This window comes from Stenotrophomonas sp. STEN020, assembly GCF_056760195.1.
This window is the reverse complement of record NZ_JBRREI010000013.1, coordinates 22316-41301: the sequence shown is the minus strand read 5'-3', so window position 1 is coordinate 41301 and position 18986 is coordinate 22316. Positions and strand designations below refer to the sequence as shown.

Here is an 18986-nt window from a genome sequence, read left to right as displayed (position 1 = left end):
GCCGGCGAAAGCTAGCTCTTCCGTATATGTGTTGCTGGCTGCTTCTACTAGGCTTGGCGATTTCATTGGAGGCGAACAATGTCCGAGCGAGCCATGCATAGCCATGCGCGGTTGTAGCGTTCGATGTAGGCGTTCTGTTATGACTTGGGGGCTGGGCGTGTTTGATCCGGATAGGTCATCCTGCTATTCACCGTGCTACGGCTGCTGGATTGCGTGCTGGCGCCTAGCAAGGATAGGGTGCCAACCGAACACAAGAAGAACCGATGCCGACGTCAACTTGAGATGTTCCCAGGGCTGAGTGCACGAGGGAGGACCGCATTTGAATATTGAAGAAAAATTCGTGCTCATTCTTCTAAATGTGAAATATGCCACCGGCTCCATGCGCCGGTGCGTGTGGCATGTGACTATTGCCACCGCTTCACTTCTATCCGTGTCGTCGATGGTGGCATGTAGCGGCAAGGTGGAGAAGCGATGGAAAGAGGAGGCGCGGCTTCATGACGATCGAGTTGTAATGATAGACAGATACTCGGAATCTGCCAGGAGCGGTTTCCCTAACTCGAAAATAGGGAATGTTCTATATCAGGAGATTCACTATGCGCCGGCGGGGTTTTCATGGTCTACGCCTGCGACGGAGCAGCCGCTATCCTTCGACTTGATAGATGGTGACGTTTACTTCGTCACCATACCCGTTCAGGGGCTCGCTCGGTTTTGCTCGAACAAGCCCAAGGGAACATATCAGGCGAATTTCTATCGTTGGAAGAATGGCCGGATGGAAAGGTTGAGCCAACAACAGGCTCCTGTTGATCACTTGCGAATGAATATTTCCGGTGTGTCGCGAGGGCTGTATTCGGAAAATTCGACATATCTTTCAGCGGCTGATGTAAATGACGCAAATGGAATGTTGAGCTACGCGCCTCCACCCACGTTGCGACAGGTGTTCGAGGAGATGCAAAAGAACTTCTTGCTATGCCCCTGACCGACCCGTTATTTGGGTCATCTGACAGAAGGATCGACAGATGGAATTCTCTTAAAAGAGGCTTAGGTTATGCGCCACTTTCAGAATGTGCCTCCGATCTGCGCCCCTGCGGATTGGATCCCTCGGATTGATCAACTTCTTTCGGATATCTGGCACTTACTCGCCCCCGACCAGCGAAGTTCTTTCCAGATCACCGACATCAAAGAGAAGTGGGGCGGACTTCGCCTCTACTGGTTTTTACAAGCCGACGTCACTGACCAGCTTAGTAACCAGATTGATGCTTTGATCGATCAAGCGTCTGAAGAACTCCAGCAGCGGCCTTGAACTAGACGAACCAGATGCAGAGCTGCAGGAACATATCGTCTGATGGAACAGCGCTGCTGGAACTTAACGTCCAGATTTCAGCGCTGCTGGAACTTATGGGTCGGCTTTGCTGGAAATTAAGGCTTCGGTTGCTGAAAGTTGTTGGTCGTCAGCAGAATCCTTAGGAGGCCGGGATGGTAGGTGAGAAGTGATCCAAAGCCAGATCCAGCTTATCCGGCGATGCGCAATTTCGCATAATGTATATTATGTAAAATGAAGTAACAGCCTAGGCCACTGATGTTGCTTACTACCAGCTTGTCGGCAATTTGCCCGCGAACGCAGCCATCCGTGCTTCTCGACTAGCCTGTCCCTTGATTCCCGAGCGTCAACGAAAGCCTCACCGATGCTACGTAGCGATAGTCGTCAGTACATCCTGCAGCTACATCACTCGCACCAAGGCTCCAACTCTCGTCAGATCTGGTGCACTCAGACCAGTTTGGGCTTTCAGATTTGGGCAGATTCCGTGGGCCTGGAGAGCGCTCCACGAAACAAGACGCGCTGCGGCATGAAACACGCGGCGAGCCGACGGCTTGGCTAGATACAGTTTCAAATGATCTTTATTTTAGTGACGCGTCATATAAATGGATCGAAGCGACTAAAGCTGCGCTGCTATTTGGCAGAGAACGTAGCGCGACCAGATTGGCTGTTTCCATCGTCGTCGATCCAGTTGAACTGGACCACGGTGTCTTGGCGCACGCAACCGGGAACGGTATCAACGATCGGCACGTCCGAGAACGGCGCTAGCAAACCCTCTGCCGCCACAGTTGCTGGTTGCCCATTGCAAAGCGCCAGCCCTGAAAGTGTCACGTAGAAAGGCGTTGCATTGACTGCAAACAAACGCGCGCCATCCAGCCGGAAGCTTAGTTTCCCTGCTGCCTGCCCTGCCCCCGTTTTCAGCGCTGCGGGGCGATAGATGACCTTCATCTGCGTGCGCATCGTGACCGTTAGCCGCGTGGAGTCCGATTCCTGGCCACCAGGGCCATTTGGGGGAATCTCAAGAAAGTTCAGCCAGTAAAGCGACTCGCGGTCTTCGGCCGGCGCAGGCCCTACAAACAACAGACGCAGACTCTGTCGTTGGCCGGTGGCCAGCTGGAACATCGCAGGTAATGGAATGATGGGCGCTTCGGCCTCGTCGGGACCGGAGTCGGGCGAGCCATCATCCACCCAGGTTTGAACCACCACCGGATAGTCGTTCTGATTGGCGAGCACCAGCGACACCTCTCGCTGCCCCTGCGGGAAGATCACCCGCGTCCGTTCAGCCGTCACTCCTGCCATCGCACTTCCGCAGGTCAGCAGCAAAACACCGATGAGCAGACGCTGGAGGGGCATTATTGGACTCGTATGATGATCTGCGCGGTTGCCTCAACGCGGCCGGCGGTTACCTGCGGCCGGGTGCCTTCAGAGAGTTTTTCGATTCTTGCAGTGAACGTCTCATTGTATTGGGTGACACCAGCGGTGGTACCCGCTGATTGGGTGGCTCCGCCCACTGCCGGATACCAGCCTTGCGCCTGTGCGGTGGCCGCGACGCCGCCTGCAGAATTTTCGTTTGTAAGCAGGTTCATCACCTGGCCGTTGCGAAGCAAGCGAATTCCCACACCCTTGGCCATGCCGGCCTCGTTGTAGCGGTCAGATACAAGATAGGAAACGCCACCATTTGCGTTGGTCAATCCCAGTGATGAGGCTGCGGCAGCGGCGCCCGCGGATACTTTTATGCCCAGCGCTGTGCCGTTGTTGGCGGTGCTGCTGGCGAAACCGCTCTGGCACTTGAAGCTCACCTGGAATGGCATCTCATGAGTGACGCCTTCGTTGATCTCGTTGATGGAAATCCGTGGAAACACGACATGCGGCGTGACGTTCAGCACAGCACAGGTGGGGTAACGCTTCAGCGTGACCCCGTTGTACAGTCCGATCGCGCCCGGCCAGTTGTAGTGCCAACCGGCGTAGTTTGCGTTGTGGGTCTTACCCACCTCCGGGTACACCAACCCAGGGCCCTTGATTGCTATATAGCCAGCCGGCTGCGTGTAAAGGTAGCGCTGCGACTGGGTAATCGCGTAGTAAAAAGTAGACTCCAAGGGCGCGCTGAACAACTCCGAGCGCACGGCGCTGAGGTTCTTCGCTTTAACCAACCTATAGCCGCGGGAATCCACGTCCAGCCCCTGCAACAGCCGCTCCGCCCAGACATCGGTGAAGTATTGACCGGTCTCCATGTGGGTCAGGCGAAGCAGCACATTCCGCCACGCGGTCCTGTACGCCGATTGCAATCCAATGGAATTGCCCAGCGCATCGCCGCCGTTGTACCAACCGCTGTAGAGGTTGTCTGCATTGGTGGAGAACATTTCATATACCGCGTCGCCAGGCGCACAGCGGAAGAAAACCCTCTCCGGATCATAGCGACCGGTGGCTCCGTACATCGTAATTGGTGCCACAGCGCTGGCTATCAGCGTGGGATAGGGTTGGAAAGAAGGATCGCTGACATTGATCACGCTGGGCAGGCCAAGTGAGCCATTGCAGGTATCACAGGCACCAGCCCAAGCCGACGCACTGCCCTCGCCCGGCCGGATTGCAGTCTGCGTCGTGGTGGTCGCAGTGCCAACGCTATCGACCTTGTAGCAGGTTGCCCATGCCGTCGGCGAAACAGCCAGGCAAAATGGGAACAGCAAACGAAGAAATGTGTTCATTGCGCGTCCGCTTGGTAGTTCTGCATGTCCTGGCAGATGGCCTCGACGATGACAGGAGCCGCACTGGTGGAGGCGTGTGTACCCAGATCATAGGGCACGACACAGCTCCCGCCGAGGGCCTCCGCCCATTGCACTGAAAGCTGCCCTGCACGATTCGGTGAACGCGCGTAGATCAGCCCGGCTTGGCCCACCATGCCGATAGTGGCGCCCATTTCATTGGCCACGGTAGCGCCCAGCGGCACCACCGTGCCATCGGCGCGGCGGGCACGAATGATCAGCGGCATACCGGTCAGGGTTTCAAACTCCACCCGCAACGCTGCCCCCGCGAAAGGCACTACGGTGCGCTCGGTCTCGACCAGCTCTGCTTCCAGCGTCATCTCCTGCGGGTCCAGCCCGATGCGGTTGATGCGGTATGGCGACAACGATGGCACCAATGCGAAACCGTTGCGATTGATGCGAGCGCCCTGCCCTCCACGTACCTGGGAACCCTGCGCACCGTCTGCCTTCACCACGGCGAAGGTGTCACCCACGTAGGGCCCGGCAGTTAAGCCTTCGCCATGCAGCACCACGGCACCGCGGATGCCGGCGGTGAGCTGCTGCATGCCCGAGCCCCCCGAGGCGCCAGCACTGACGCTACCCAAGGCGGTCTGGGTCTGCAGATTGCCGCTCCACTGGCTACCGCTACCGCTATGGCCTGCCGACACCGCATAGTTGGTGGCCCGGCGTTCGCCAAGCGTGCCGCTGAACACGGACTGGTAACTGGATTCACCCGCCCGCGTATCCCTTGCGGCGATCGCGCTGAGTACAGGCGCGGACGCAGATGCTCCGAGCGGCATCGACACGGTCAGCCCCAGCGACCGGCCCAACTGGCACCGCGATGCTGCACCAACATTCCACCGGTCAACCGCGCATGTGCGTTGCTGCGACAGCGACAGGCTGTAGCTCAGGCGCCGCCATGCGTTGGAGTAACCGAACTGGAACTGCACATCGCGTTGGCTGTCATTGAAATAGTCCGCCGCCGAACCTGTGAGATACAGCGAACCATAGTCACCGAGCCGCTGGTTCATGACGACAGTAAATTGATTGCGTTGGTTGCGCTGCAGGCCTGGCTGGTTGGAATCATCGTCAAATGCTTCCTGCTCCCACGGCTGCCCAAGCGCTTCGGAGAAGTCGCGGAAGCCACTGGACGAGTAACGGTAGCCGGCCAGGGTAAAGGTGGTATCGGTGGCCTGGAACGTCTTGCTGTAGTTCAGTTCAATGCGGTAGCCGGTCTTGGTTCCAGCACCATTTTCCTGCAAACGCGAGAACACCGAGTTTCCACCGAAGGCGCCATAAGGCGTCGCGACCACTCCACCAGCCAGCAGGCCGATGTAGTTCTCAGCAACTCGAGCGCCCGTGTTGACCGTGAGCCGATTGCTGAGCCCACGCTGATAGGTGAACTCAGCAAAAAGCTGCTTTGATTGGTTGCTTGTACCTGCCTCACCCAGCGTGGCGCTGTACTTGGAGTAGCCAGGGCGCACGGATTCGGGCACGGCAGAAAACGGCACGCTGAAACGGTGCACGCTACCGTCCGCCGCGAGCACTTCCACATCCAGATCGCCGCCGTAGGCCGCGCCAGTGATGTCATCAATAGCGAACGGCCCCGGCGGCAGCACATCTTCCCGCAGCTTGCGGCCGTTCTGGCTGATGATCACGCGCGACTTGCTGGTTGCCGTGCCACGAACCACAGGCGCATAGCGGCGCTGCGAGTCCGGAATCATCCGCTCATCGGTGGCGATCTTGATGCCGCGGTAGCTCAGGTTCCCAAACAGGGTGCCGTCGGTGTAGCTGTTACCGATGGTCATGTCACTGGAAATGCTGGGCAGCGAGCGCTGCGCATAGGTGCGGATGCTGTTCCAGTTGCTGCTGTGCTGGCCCGGGCGGCTGGAATAGGTCAGGTTCGATTGGTGGCGCAGACGCCACATGCCAATGTTCGCGCCGGCATTCACGGCGGCCGAGGCATAGTGCGACTCCATCCCGTGCGACGTAGAGCGGCTGGCGTTCACATCATAGTTGGCGAACGCCATGGTCCTGCCGGCATCCCACATCTCACGGCTGACATGGTCACGGGGTTTGCTGATCAGCATGACTTGCGGCACGGAAAAATCCAGGCGCAGGCGGCCGACGTCCAACGCGGCGGTGGCGCCAGGCAGACGGATCTTCAGTTCCACGCAGCTTGGATCACTACCATCGGCAGTGTCGATGGCATTCAGACGAGCACCCAAGGTGTCGCGCATGAACGCCTCGCTCAGGCACGGCTGGATACTGCCATCCACATCCTTGAACTCCACCTCAAGACGATCGGCGTAGGTGTCGTTCAGATAGACATCAACCAGATAGCGCCCAGCATCCACCTGGTCGCCTCGATTGAAACGCTGCAGGTTGCCGGTCGACAACGTGGAATCCATCAGCAGACGATCGTCGAACTCGTACATCGCGTCATCTGCATTGGCCACATTGCCTGCGCCAACAAGCGCAGCACCGAGCGCAACGGCGAGTCGCGAGATTCGCATGCGCTTAGCGTGACGCGGCATGGGTGACTGCAATCCTTGCACCATAGTCATTGATCAGTTGCGCACTCACCACCGCTTCGCCAGCGGGCAGCTGGGTGGCTGCAAGCGGCATCCATTGGGCAGTGCTCATCGGCGGCACCATCGCCGGCGTGAGCTTCCAGCTGGCACCCGCTACGTTCAGCGTGGCACCGCCAAACGATGCGTGGTAACCGGTCGGGTTATCCACCTGTACATGCCAGTTGTTTCCCGACTGCTGGATACGAAAGCGCAACTGCTCCGGAATCTGCGCAGGTGTGCCTGCAATTCCCGTTGGCCGGTAGAACATTTTCAGCCGGTTACGCATCAGCACCATCACCTTGTTCTGGTCGGCATGGGCGGTGTTCATCGGCGGCACCTGCAGCACGTTCAGATGAAACACGGATTCGCGATCGGCGGGCACGTCCTGGCCCGCGAACATCACCCGGATCCGTTGGCCGGCACCGGGTGCCATGCGCGAAACCGCTGGTGTCACCACGAAAGGACCATCGGCATCAGCAGGCGTGGACTGCGGGTTATCAACGTCCACCCATGCCTGCACGGCATTGGGGAAGGCGTCCTGGTTGGTCAGCTGCACCGTGACCTGTTTTGCATCCGCGGGGTAGATGACGCGGGTACCGGAAACAACAACACTTGCCTCTGCCTCCCCCACATTTGACAGCGCGAGGATGGCGGCTATTGCAGTGCTGGCCACGTAGCGACGGGAAGAGATCTGATGCATGTGCTTTCCTCGGATGGAATTGCTGGCAATGCGTTACCCGTGAGGGCGACCTTTAGAGGTCGCCCTCACCAAGGCTGTTACTCGTAGCGAACGGTGTAGGTCACCGAGCCCAGCACCGGACCAGGCGTCACGGCGGCGTTTTCAGAGATGTAGCGAACGCCATAGTCGTGGGTGGCGGTGGTCTCGCCGGCGCCCAGCAGGATCTCGCCAGCACGTACAGCCGCACCACCGGCCAGGTTCACCGGGGTACCGCCCGGAGCATCAAGCAACTGCAGTGCAACGCCCTCGGCGCCTGCAGCAGCTGTGTTGGTCAGGTTGCCGCTGGTGGTCGGATTGGTCGCCTGGAACAGAGTGGTGAAGGTTTCATCGGTGCCGGACGCGGCACAGCCCGTCAGGGTGATGGTGAACACGCCTTCACCTGCGGCGTTGCCAACCGCACCGTTGAGGTCGGAGACCGGAACGCTGTTCAGCATGATGGTCGGATCGGTGCCACCATTGATGACGGCCGAACAGGTCTGGTCGGTCACTTCACCATTGAAGGTGATGACATTGGTTGCGTTGGCCGATGCGCTCGCGGCCATGGCTGCGACCAACGAAATCAGAATGCCGTTTGCTTGATACTTCACTTGGTTTTACTCCTGAAACTCTGTTTTGGGAGGCGGCATTGTTGATTTCCGCGTCAGTAGGGAACATAGGACGAGGCCTAAAACACAGAGTTTTCTACTTCGACAACGGCTGATCTCCTTGCTTCGCGTGCGTTATCACCGCGAGCACAGCAAGCGGAAGCAGGAAGTCCAACGGCTCAGGAGTAACAGCAAAACGCTGAAGATCCCCACGGCGGCAGCACTGCGGTCGCAAGAAACGAACTGACTTTGATTCGTCGTACTTTGTCTTTCTCGAATGCAGAAAAAGCCGAGTTGCTTGCCTCGACGGAAGCATCGCGACCAATACTTCGCACTGATCCGCTGCAACAGGCAGCAGCTCGCAAGACGTGCTGGCGCACGAGAGCTCCTCGGCGCAACGGTGGGTGTTGCCGGTGGCATTGGCTGCTTCACTGCCCGCGCGAACGATGATCCGGGCAGGGATCAGCACCAGTCCTATTCGGTGCCCTGCCCCATCCCGGCATGACTCAGGCCCGTGCCGTGGAACCAGAGCTCCGTAATATTTAGTGATGCATCACTCTATTGGGGAGTGGAGATGGAGCACGCCTAGTCGCAGCTTCAGCACAGCACGCCTACCAATCACTCGGATTCATGCGGCAGAGCCTCTCTTGCGGCTTGTTCGAGCCTGTCCAATGCTCATTTTTGGATATTGATATTACGACTCATTCGCAATAGGATCGCCGCCGTACCTCTGCTGGCAGGCCGCCGCCGCCCTGCCCCTGTCCGTGTCTTCTGCCAAGGCCACCTCCTTGCTGCCTCGTCTTTTGCGCGCGCGTCTGCCGCGTCATTCCGTGCTGTACGCCTGCCTTTCAGCTGCCTGCTTGAATGTGCAGGCGCAAACGGCGGCGCCCGTTCCCACCGCCCAAGCTGCCAAGGAGGCAACCGAGCTCGACACCGTCAGGGTCAAGGGCGAGCGTCTGGGCCTGAACCTCAACCTGGACGCCAGCGCCGGCGCGCTGGGCACCAAGCGGCTGCTGGACACTCCGTTTTCGGTAACTGTGGTTGAGCAGGAAGATATTGAAAAGCGCGGCGCCACCACGCTCGGCGAGGTCTTCATCAACGATCCGTCGGTCTATGCAGCCGAGCCTTCGGCCACCACCGCGTGGTGGGGCACGCAGATCCGTGGCATCGGCGTCACCAACCACTATGTGGACGGCGTGCCGATGATGATGGAATGGGGCGGTGAGTATCCGCTCGAAGCCGTCGAATCGGTACAGGCCCTGAAGGGGCTCGGCGGTTTCATGTACGGTTTCGGCTCGCCCGGCGGCATCATCAGCTACGGGACCAAGCGGCCTACCAGCACGCCGATGCTCTCCACCACAATTGGTTGGCGCAATGACAGCGCTTGGTCCGCTCGTGTGGATGCCAGCACACGTATCAACGGACCGGATTCTTTTGGCGTCCGCGTCAACCTGGCCAAGGAGGGGGGAGATGCATACAACGGCGCCGGACTGGACCGTGAAGTAATTGCGATAGCGGTGGAGCAACCGATCGGCGATTCGCTGGTATGGCATGCCGAATTGCTGCATGAGGACAACAAGCTAAAGCGTGAGCCGTTGTACATCTACTGGGACGACTATCAGGGCGATCGCCTTCCCCGTCCCATCTACGACTACGAAAACGTTCGCGTACGAAATTCCTACTACCGTGCGAAGACCACCAATGCCACCACCGGCCTGCAATGGCGTATGAGCGAAGATTGGAACGTGGACTTCAGTGTTGGTGGCAGCCGTCGCGAACATTATTCAAACAGGATGTTCGGCAATCCGCTCAATGAGGCAGGCGACTACGAAGGCCGCGTCCACAATTTTGCCGGGGATCTACGTAACAGCGTGGCTCAGGTGATGGTCACAGGAAGCGCTGAAACCGGTGCGATTCGACATGAGCTGGTGTTGGGCGGATCTGTGCAACGCAGTTGGGACCGATGGGGCAACGACTCGTACTGGAGCAACGACTTCTCAGGAAATCTTTACCAGCGTCAGGATTTCATTTCGTACCACGTTCCGCTTTTCAGTTTCGCCGCGGTGAGCTCGGATGAGCGGCAGAAGTCGGTGTTCGCCAGTGACACCCTGCACTTCGGCGATAAATGGCAGGCAGTACTCGGGGCGCGCTATGTCGACTACGAACAGCGCGACAAGGACGGCGACCCTACCGTGGATTCACGTTACCCCACCTCGGCACTGACGCCGACGCTTGCGTTGATCTACAAGCCGGTGGAAGCGGTATCAATCTACGGCAGCTACGTGGAGTCGTTGGAATCTGCTGGCCGCGTTGGCTTTGACAGTGAGCCACCTTACGCCAACGCCGGGCAGGTGCTGGACGCGACCATCAGCAAGCAGTACGAGATCGGCGCCAAGTACCAGAGCGGCAGGTTCGGCTTCACCACCGCAGCCTTCCGGGTTGAACGCGGCGCGCAGATCGACCAATGGCGTGATGGCCAACGCTATCTGGCGCAGGACGGTCTCACCCTGTATCGCGGCTTTGAAGCAATCGCCAGCTACGGGGTATCCGACAGCCTAGATTTCGGTCTGGGTGGTTTGTGGTTGGATGCCAGCCTGGAAGATCTCTCGCCGGAGAATGCAATGCTGCACGGCAACCGACCGGCCGGTTCGGCGCCACGGCACTACGTTGGCAACTTCGAGTACCGCCCTGCCCTGCTGACAGGCTTCAGCCTGCACGGCACGGTCCGTTACTCCGGTGAGCAGTACTACGAGGATGCCAACCGCATCCTGATTCCGGGGCGGACGGTCACCGATCTCGGCTTCCAGTACCGCACCACGCTGGCTGGTGGTGACGCCACGCTGACAGGCAACATCAACAACGTGTTCAATCGCAGATATTGGAACCTGGACAGTTTGGGTGAAGCCAGGAATGCTTCGCTGGATCTGCGCTTCGATTGGTAGCCCTAGATGGCGATGCAGGCGGCAAGCAGTAGCGTGATCGACGGAAGCAGTTCTTCGGGCTGCGGACCTTCAATTAAAGTGACTCTCCACTTCAATTGAAGGCCATCGATGGGAATGCCCTGTCAGCCCAGCTGATCCAGGGCCTCGCGCAAAGCGCTGACCTGCGAACTTTCCGTTTGAATCCAATCGATATCCAGACCCTGCAGCGCGGGGTTCTGGTGACGCATCGCGGAGCGCTGCTTTGCCTTGGCTGAGGCATGCAGTTGCATGCAACCGGTTTGTTGGGCGACGTCTGCGATGTTCTGTGCGTTCAGCCCAGCCCCTGCCATTAAGGCGAGGCGTGCTCCAGCCTGTTTTGTCAGGCTGGCAAGTACTGCGCTGCCTTCGGCGGCATTGGCATGGCCACCGGAACTGAGGATGCGTTTGATGCCCAGGTCCACAACCTGCTCCAGCGCCGCTGACAAATCACGGACGGCGTCGAAAGCGCGATGGAAAGTGATGTCCATCGGCCCAGCTGCGCCAACCAGTTCGCGGCATAGCGGCATGTCGATTTCGCCGTCTGCAGTCAGCGCGCCAATCACCACGCCATCGCAGCCAAGCTGCCGGCAATGGGCGATGTCGCGCAGCATGATGTCTGCTTCCAGGCTTCCGTAGTGGAAGTCACCCGGGCGCGGGCGTATCAGTACAAACAATGGAATCTGCAGGCGCTCACGCGCGACGGCAATGCTGCCGAACGACGGCGTTGTGCCACCTTGCTCCAGATTCTCGAACAGTTCGACACGATTGGCGCCGCCTTGCTGCGCCGCCACGGCCGACATCGCAGAGTTGCAGGCGATCTCCAGCAGATACCGCGAGCTCATGCCTGCGTGCTCGTATAGACCGATGCGGATTCGAGCAAAGCATCCTGCTTGCTGCTGTCGCATACCGCGTAGACGAAGCCTTTGTGCAGCGCATAAGCGCCCACTTCGCCACTGCGGTTCATTGCCAGGAAGCAGACCTGCAAGGTGCGGCTGGCTTCGGGGCGTTTGCGTACCACGCGCTGGATGGCTTCGCGGCAGGCTTCGGCCGGTGAGCGACCTTGTCGCATCAGTTCGACCACCAGGAACGAGGCCGCATTGCGGATCATTTCCTCGCCCATGCCGGAGGCTGTGGCAGCGCCCACTTCGTTGTCAACGTACAGCCCTGCGCCGATGATCGGGCTGTCGCCAACGCGGCCATGCATCTTGAATGCCATGCCGCTGGTGGTGCAGGCGCCGGCCATCTGTCCGCTGGCGTCGATGGCAATCATGCCCAGCGTGTCGTGGTTGTCCTTGTCACCGGGAATACCGCGGCGCTCGGCGTTGATCTGCGGCGCGTAGTGCTCGGTCTTCAGCCATTCGCGCCAGGCTTTTTCTGCTTCCGGAGTGAGCAGGTTCTGGCGCTCGAAGCCCTGCTGCACGGCGAATTGCTGTGCGCCCTCGCCGACCAGCATGACGTGCGGGGTTTTCTCCATCACCGCGCGGGCGACCGAGATCGGATGCAGGATGTCGACCAACGCCGCAACCGACCCGCAGCGACCATCGCCAGCCATGATGCTGGCATCCAGGCTGAGCACGCCATCGCGATCAGGGTTACCGCAGCGGCCAACGGTAGGATTGCAGAGTTCGCTTTCGGCCCAGCGTGCGCCGGCTTCAACTGCGTCCAGCGCGCTACCGCCTGCAGCCAGCACCTTCCATGCCGCCTGGTTCGCTCCGACGCCGAAGTCCCAGGTTGAAACCACGCGCGCCCCGCTGGCAGCTAGCGGCGATGCCAGCAGGCCCGGCGCCGCACTGCCCAATGCGCCAATCAAGGCGGACGACTGCAGGAACTGTCTGCGGGTACTCATGGCTCGCTTCTCCTGGATTGTGCTCAGCGTGCAGCGAGCTTGTCGACGTGCCAGGCCAAGGCACCCAGTACTCCAAGCTCACCATGTTCAACGCGCCAGACCGGCACGTGCCGCAGCGCCTGCGCCAGCCGGTCCTTGGCAAGGAAACGATGCTGGAAGCCGCCCGCGTGCAAAAACCCACTTATATGACCAGTGATGCCTCCGGTCAGATAGACCGCGCGTGCACCAAAGGTCAGCGCCAGATCGCCGGCCAAGCTGCCCAGCCACGCGCAGAATACCTCCACGCTTTCTGTCGCCAATGCGTCATTGCCAGTGCGTGCGGCGTCAACCAGTTCGGCTGGCGATTGCCATTGCGGGACGCTGCCGCGCAACTCGCACAAGCAGGTGTAAAGCGTGATCAAGCCCGGACCAGACAGGATCCGTTCGTTGTCGATATGCGTGTATCGCTCCGACAGCAGGCGCAATACATCCTGCTCCAGTGCCGTGGAGCCCGCCAGCGCCGCATGCCCCGCTTCACTGGCGAGTACCGAAGGATTACCGCCAGGCAGATACACGGCTACGCCCAAGCCGGTGCCGGGGCCGAGTACCACGGCCGGACCGGGCACCACCTGGGCGGGATTTCCGCAGATCAGATGCAGCGCGTCGGCTTCGGCATGCGCCATGGCCTGCGCGACAGCGACAAAGTCATTGATCAGCTCCAGCGTCTCCAGACCGGAATCACGCCGGGTTGTTGCCAGCGACACCGGCCACGCCAGGTTGGTGTTGAGCAAAGTGTCGCCGTCAAGAACGCCTGCGATGGCGACTACGGCGTGCTCGATCGGTGGCGCGTTGGTCTCGCGCGCCAGCCAGTCGGCGTAATCGCGCAGGATCGCGGCAAGGCTGGGGTGTTCGGCGCAGGTGTACTTGCGGAAACCCTGCACGCTCAACGCACCGGAACTGTCCAGCCGGGTCCAGCCCAGGCGTGCATAGGTGCCACCCACATCCGCGCCGATGATGGCGCTCCCCGATTCAGAATCATGGATTGCATCGCTGCGGGCCGCGTCATCCGACGCCGGTCTGCTCATTCGTGTGCCCGCTTTTGCTGCATATCCAGAAAACGCTCAATTTGTGGTGGGCGCATGATGCGGTATCGACTGCGGCATTGAAAGCGGACTTAAGTCAGGTGCCGCAACGCGCGCCAGGTCCACCAACCCAGGGCGGTCATCGACAGCGAGCCGCCCAGATGCAGGCCAATCGTGACCAGCCCCCAGCCCAGCTGTTGCCGCTGCAGCAGGTAGACAACTTCGGCGGAGAAGGTCGAAAACGTGGTCAAACCGCCCAGCAGCCCGGTTACAACGAACAGTCGCCATTGCGGTGACAGCTCGGGCCGGGTGGCAAAAAAAGCCAGCGCCAGGCCGATCACGTAGCCGCCGAGCAGATTGGCGGTCAAGGTGCCCAGCGGCACGGTGTTGTGCAGCGGATTCAGCCAAAGACTCAGCCCGTAGCGCAGCCAGGCACCGAGTGCCGCGCCAACGCCGATGGCCAGGAAGGAAAGCCACATGGGTTCAAGCTCCAGGCACGGGGTGGCGAATGGCGGTCATTTGCGTTGCGCGCGGGCCTGTTCACGGGCGGTGCGCAGGCGATCAAGCTTGTCTTTCAATTTGATCTCCAGACCGCGCTCAACCGGCTTGTAGTAGACCTGCTCACCCATCTCGTCCGGGAACGCGGTCTGGTCCAGTGCGATGCCGCCTTCGACGTCGTGGTCGTACTGATAGCCCTGCCCATAACCCAGCGTCTTCATCAAACGGGTAGGCGCGTTGCGCAGGTGCATCGGCACCGGCTGCGTACCGTACTTGGCGATGTCGGCACGGGCCGCGTGCAAGGACATGTAGGCGGCATTGGATTTGGCGGTACTGGCCAGATACACGACCAGATTGGACAGGGCGATATCACCTTCAGGTGCGCCGATGCGGTCATAGGCGTTCCAGACATTGATCGCCATTTCCAGCGCCCGCGGATCGGCCAGGCCGACGTCTTCCACCGCCATGATGGTCAGCCGGCGCAGCAGATAGGACGGATCACAGCCACCATCGAGCATGCGCGCCAGCCAGTAGATGGCGCCGTCTGGGTTGGAGCTGCGTACCGATTTGTGCAGCGCCGAGATCTGGTCGTAGAACTGCTCGCCATTCTTGTCGAAGCGGCGGGTACGGTCGGCCAGCACCTGCAGCAGGGTTTCCGGGGTGATTTCACCGCCCTCGCCCGCTGCCAGCTCGGCGGCGATTTCCAGCAGGGTCAGGGCGCGGCGCACGTCGCCATCGGCGGCACGGGCGATCTCCAGCAACGACTCGGCCGAGACCGTGATGTCCTGCTCGCCCAGTCCGCGTTCCTTGTCGTCCAAGGCGCGCTGCAACGCCTCCACCACGTCTTCGGGCGAGACCGATTCCAGCACGTGCACGCGGCAGCGCGACAGCAGTGCCGAGTTCAACTCGAACGAGGGATTCTCGGTGGTGGCGCCGACAAAAATGATCGTGCCGCGCTCGATATGCGGCAGGAAGGCATCCTGCTGTGCCTTGTTGAAACGGTGCACTTCGTCGACGAACAACACCGTGCGACGGCCGTCGGCGAAGCGGTGCGCGGCTTCGGCCAGCACCTGGCGCACATCCGGCAAGCCGGACAGCACCGCGGATATGGCTTTGAACTCGGCATCGGCGTACTGCGCCAGCAACAAGGCCAGCGTGGTCTTGCCGCAGCCCGGCGGGCCCCACAGGATCATCGAATGCACGCGCCCGGATTCAACCGCACGGCGCAGCGCCGTGTTGGGCGCCAATAGACGCTTCTGGCCGACCATCTCGTCCAGTGCACGTGGGCGCATGCGCTCGGCAAGCGGACGCATATTGTCCCGGTCCGCTGTCAGCAGGTCGGCGGGAGCTTCATCAAGAAAGATATTTCGGGATCTGGCCACGCCTGCATTCTAGCAGCGTGGCCGCCCTGCCCCGGCCTCAAGCGCCGGGTTTGGACTCAGCGGTCGCCGACCACGTCGACGTCCTTGCCCGGCACGAAGCGGAAGGTGCCTGCGGCAAAACTCGGGTTCTTCTTCCAGCCGCTGAAGGTGATGATGGTGCGCTGGCCCACCGCGTCGGTCAGTTCCATCCGCGACAGCGCGCCACCGGAGAAACCCAGTGCGGCGACATCGAAGCTGGCCTGGGTATCACGCTTGGGGGTCAGCGAGAGCCACTGCATGCCGTCGCGCGGCGCGGCTTCTTCGCTGATGTCGTACTGCTGTTCCAGCAACGCCGGATTGATCAGGGCGGTGAGCGGATTGTTCTGTTCCTCGGTGCCCTGCGGGCTGACCCGGGCCTGTTCCAGGTCCGGCTCGTAAACCCACAGCTTGCTACCGTCGGCGATGATCAGCTGCGGATGCGGGCGGGTGTATTCCCAGCGGAACTGGCGCGGTGCCGACAGCGCCACGCGGCCGCTGGACGATTCCTTGACCCGGCCGCGCTGATCCACCACCTGCTGCGCGAACTGGCCATCAAGGCCGCGCAGGCCGCTGGTGAAGGACTTCAGGTCATCGCGGGCACCGGCATGGGCATCCGCGGCAAGGCCGGCACAAGCCAAGGCAACAGCAAGAACGGAGTGGCGCAGGAATGCAGTCATGGCGGCTTTAGATAGTTGTGTCGGTGGTGAGGCAGAGTCTGCCTCTTTCAAACTGAATGGGCGGCAATCAATCGCTGAATGCCGCCCTTTCGTTCAGTGCTTGGGCGGCGGCGGCGCCAGCACGGTGCGGTCGCCGTTGTGCTCGGGCGCGGTGACAACACCGGCGGCTTCCATCGCCTCGATCAGGCGCGCGGCGCGGTTGTAGCCGATCTTCAAGCGCCGCTGCACACCGGAAATGGACGCGCGGCGGGTTTCGGTAACGATGCGCAGGGCTTCGTCGTACAAAGGATCCGATTCGTCGCCAGCACTGGCACTGCTTTCAGGCAAGCCGTTGGCACCGACCACGATGCCGTCGCCCATGGTCTGCACTTCGTCCAGTACACCGGAGATGTAGTCAGTGGGACCACTGGCCTTCAGATGCTCAACCACGCGGTGCACTTCTTCGTCAGAGACGAAGGCGCCGTGTACGCGGTCCGGCATGGCCGTGCCCGGCGGCAGGTACAACATGTCGCCGTTGCCCAGCAGCGCCTCGGCGCCAGACTGGTCGAGGATGGTGCGCGAATCGATCTTGGAGCTCACCTGGAAAGCAATACGGGTCGGGATATTGGCCTTGATCAGGCCGGTGATCACGTCCACAGACGGTCGCTGCGTGGCCAGGATCAGATGGATGCCGGCCGCACGTGCCTTCTGTGCAAGACGTGCAATCAGTTCTTCGACCTTCTTGCCGACGATCATCATCATGTCGGCGAATTCGTCGATGAAAATGACGATGAAGGGCAGCGGTTCCAGCGGACGCGGCGCCTCGCCCATCTCCGGGTTGGGCTTGAACAGCGGGTCCATCATCGGCTGGCCGGCGTCGATGGCGTCCTTCACCTTCTTGTTGAAGCCGGCCAGGTTACGCACGCCGACCGCGCTCATCAGCTTGTAGCGGCGCTCCATTTCGGCCACGCACCAACGCAGGCCGTTACCGGCCTCCTTCATGTCGGTGACCACCGGTGCCAGCAGATGCGGGATGCCCTGGTAGACGCTGAGCTCCAGCATCTTCGGGTCGATCATCAGCATGCGCAGGTCTTTCGGGCTGGCCTTGTACAGCAGGCTCAGTACCATCGCATTGACTGCGACGGACTTGCCCGAGCCGGTGGTACCGGCCACCAGCAGGTGGGGCATGCGCGCCAGGTCGGCCACGCTGGGGCGGCCGGCGATGTCCTTGCCCAGCGCCAGCGTCAGTACGCTGGCCGACTTGTCGTATTCCTTGGAGCGCAGCAGCTCGGACAGGAAGATCATCTCGCGGGTGACGTTGGGGATTTCCAGGCCGATCACTGACTTGCCCGGAATCACGTCAACCACGCGCACCGACTTGACCGACAGACCGCGGGCGATGTCCTTGTCCAGCGAACTGATCTGGCTGACCTTGATGCCCGGCGCCGGTTCGATCTCGAAACGGGTGATCACCGGACCCGGATAGGCCCCGACGACCTGCGCATCGATACGGAAGTCCTTGAGCTTGAACTCGATCTGCCGCGAAAGGGTCTCCAGCGTCTGTTCGTCATAGCCCTTGGCCTGTGGCTTGGGGTCGTCCAGCAGGGCCAGCGGCGGGATGTCCGAGCCGTCGCCATTGACGCCCTGGAACATCGGAATCTGCGTCTCGCGTTTGGCACGGTCGCTCTTCTCGATCACCGGCGCAGGCCGCGGCTCGATCTTCACCGGCTCGCGCTTGGCGCGTACCTCGGCGTCAACCTTGCGCACTTCCTCGCGCTCTTCGCGCAGCACGCGGGTCTGCTGCCACTCGTTGGCCTGCTCTTTCTTCTTGTTGAGCAACGGACCCAAGGCCAGCACCCACTTGCCGATCTTCTCCATCACCGCAAACCACGACAGGCCAGTAGCCAGGGTGATCGAGGTCAGCAACAGCACCAGCAGGAACAGATTGCTGCCCACCGGGCCAAAGCCAGTCTGCAGCGATTTGCCGACCAGCACACCCAGGCCGCCACCTGCGCGGGCGACGTCGCCCGGCGGCAGACGCAGGTACAGAAAGCCGGTGGCACCAATCAGGAAACCGACGATGCCTACCAGACGCAGCGCCGGGCCCAGATCATCCTGCCCGCGCTCATCGGTTTTCTTCAGGCCGAACATGGCGATCCAGGCCACCGCGGCCAGCATCACCGGGATCAGGTAGGCCACATAGCCGAACAGCTGGCGCAGCACATCGGCAATCCAAGCGCCGACCTTGCCGCCCATGTTATGCACGGGCGCAACCACCGAGCCCGACTGTGACCAGCCCGGATCGGTAGGCGAATACGTGAACAGACTGGCCAGCAGGTACAGCAGCGCCGGCGCGATCGCGATCAACGCAAGGTCACGCCACAGCTTTTGACGACGCGGATTGTCTGCTGCAGCCGCCGACTTGCGCGCTTCAGCGGCAGCCTTGGGGCTCTTGTCGCGTTCCGGGACCTGTTTCGCCACCTTTGACCAGACCTTAAAAATGCACGGTTAGTGATTGATATTAAACGACAGATCGTCGGGTTTCACCCAATTACAGCGCAGTGCGGTACGGCTGACAGACAGAAAACGTCAAAAAGCCGCCAGACAGTGGCGGCG

The 18986-nt window shown here is 60.8% G+C and carries 16 protein-coding genes; 3 read left to right on the top strand and 13 right to left on the bottom strand.

Annotated elements, in window-relative coordinates; all coding sequences use genetic code 11:
• Positions 1 to 319: 319 nt before the first annotated feature.
• Together ACVOLZ_RS07740 and ACVOLZ_RS07735 are read left to right on the top strand one after the other, a co-directional pair.
• A complete protein-coding gene (locus tag ACVOLZ_RS07740; protein WP_481515672.1) occupies positions 320 to 976 on the top strand; it encodes a hypothetical protein in 657 nt (218 codons plus the stop codon).
• Positions 977 to 1045: 69 nt separating this feature from the next.
• A complete protein-coding gene (locus ACVOLZ_RS07735; RefSeq protein WP_481515671.1) occupies positions 1046 to 1300 on the top strand; it encodes a hypothetical protein in 255 nt (84 codons plus the stop codon).
• Positions 1301 to 1948: 648 nt separating this feature from the next.
• Here ACVOLZ_RS07735 and ACVOLZ_RS07730 read toward each other — a convergent pair.
• From ACVOLZ_RS07730 to ACVOLZ_RS07705, 6 genes are all read right to left on the bottom strand, one after another.
• Positions 1949 to 2668: a fimbrial biogenesis chaperone gene (locus ACVOLZ_RS07730; RefSeq protein ID WP_481515670.1), complete on the bottom strand. Its 720-nt coding sequence runs from the start codon at positions 2666 to 2668 to the stop codon at positions 1949 to 1951.
• Positions 2668 to 4017 carry a fimbrial protein gene (locus tag ACVOLZ_RS07725; protein WP_481515669.1) on the bottom strand — a complete coding sequence of 450 codons (1350 nt, stop codon included), beginning with the start codon at positions 4015 to 4017 and terminating at the stop codon, positions 2668 to 2670. Before ACVOLZ_RS07725 ends, ACVOLZ_RS07730 begins: the two co-directional genes overlap by 1 nt.
• On the bottom strand, positions 4014 to 6590 hold the full coding sequence (locus ACVOLZ_RS07720; RefSeq protein WP_481515668.1) for a fimbria/pilus outer membrane usher protein: 2577 nt from the start codon (positions 6588 to 6590) through the stop codon (positions 4014 to 4016). Before ACVOLZ_RS07720 ends, ACVOLZ_RS07725 begins: the two co-directional genes overlap by 4 nt.
• Positions 6574 to 7326, bottom strand: coding sequence for a fimbrial biogenesis chaperone (locus ACVOLZ_RS07715; protein WP_481515667.1), 753 nt, complete (start codon positions 7324 to 7326; stop codon positions 6574 to 6576). The genes ACVOLZ_RS07720 and ACVOLZ_RS07715 overlap by 17 nt, the downstream gene beginning before the upstream one ends.
• 77 nt (positions 7327 to 7403) lie before the next feature.
• Positions 7404 to 7952, bottom strand: coding sequence for a fimbrial protein (locus tag ACVOLZ_RS07710; protein WP_481515666.1), 549 nt, complete (start codon positions 7950 to 7952; stop codon positions 7404 to 7406).
• A 94-nt stretch (positions 7953 to 8046) separates the two neighbouring features.
• A complete protein-coding gene (locus tag ACVOLZ_RS07705) occupies positions 8047 to 8418 on the bottom strand; it encodes a hypothetical protein (protein ID WP_481515665.1) in 372 nt (123 codons plus the stop codon).
• A gap of 295 nt (positions 8419 to 8713) precedes the next feature.
• Here ACVOLZ_RS07705 and ACVOLZ_RS07700 point away from each other — a divergent pair, with 295 nt between their 5' ends.
• Positions 8714 to 10891 (top strand): TonB-dependent siderophore receptor, encoded by a 2178-nt coding sequence (locus tag ACVOLZ_RS07700; RefSeq protein ID WP_481515664.1) that lies wholly within the window; start codon positions 8714 to 8716, stop codon positions 10889 to 10891.
• Positions 10892 to 11013: 122 nt separating this feature from the next.
• Here ACVOLZ_RS07700 and ACVOLZ_RS07695 read toward each other — a convergent pair whose 3' ends face one another.
• The 7 genes from ACVOLZ_RS07695 to ACVOLZ_RS07665 all read right to left on the bottom strand — a co-directional run bounded on the left by ACVOLZ_RS07695 (position 11014) and on the right by ACVOLZ_RS07665 (position 18851).
• Positions 11014 to 11751 (bottom strand): copper homeostasis protein CutC, encoded by a 738-nt coding sequence (locus ACVOLZ_RS07695; RefSeq protein WP_481515663.1) that lies wholly within the window; start codon positions 11749 to 11751, stop codon positions 11014 to 11016.
• On the bottom strand, positions 11748 to 12755 hold the full coding sequence (locus ACVOLZ_RS07690; protein ID WP_481515662.1) for a glycosylasparaginase: 1008 nt from the start codon (positions 12753 to 12755) through the stop codon (positions 11748 to 11750). The genes ACVOLZ_RS07695 and ACVOLZ_RS07690 overlap by 4 nt, the downstream gene beginning before the upstream one ends.
• A 23-nt stretch (positions 12756 to 12778) precedes the next feature.
• Complete coding sequence (locus tag ACVOLZ_RS07685) at positions 12779 to 13819, bottom strand: glucokinase (protein ID WP_481515661.1); 1041 nt, start codon at positions 13817 to 13819, stop codon at positions 12779 to 12781.
• An 89-nt stretch (positions 13820 to 13908) separates the two neighbouring features.
• Positions 13909 to 14295, bottom strand: a complete 387-nt coding sequence (gene crcB / locus ACVOLZ_RS07680) for a fluoride efflux transporter CrcB (RefSeq protein WP_481515660.1) — start codon at positions 14293 to 14295, stop codon at positions 13909 to 13911.
• Positions 14296 to 14331: 36 nt separating this feature from the next.
• Positions 14332 to 15627, bottom strand: a complete 1296-nt coding sequence (locus tag ACVOLZ_RS07675; RefSeq protein ID WP_481515721.1) for a replication-associated recombination protein A — start codon at positions 15625 to 15627, stop codon at positions 14332 to 14334.
• A gap of 125 nt (positions 15628 to 15752) precedes the next feature.
• Positions 15753 to 16391 carry an outer membrane lipoprotein periplasmic chaperone LolA gene (gene lolA / locus ACVOLZ_RS07670; RefSeq protein ID WP_481515659.1) on the bottom strand — a complete coding sequence of 213 codons (639 nt, stop codon included), beginning with the start codon at positions 16389 to 16391 and terminating at the stop codon, positions 15753 to 15755.
• A gap of 93 nt (positions 16392 to 16484) precedes the next feature.
• Positions 16485 to 18851 (bottom strand): DNA translocase FtsK, encoded by a 2367-nt coding sequence (locus ACVOLZ_RS07665; RefSeq protein ID WP_481515658.1) that lies wholly within the window; start codon positions 18849 to 18851, stop codon positions 16485 to 16487.
• Positions 18852 to 18986 lie beyond the last annotated feature (135 nt).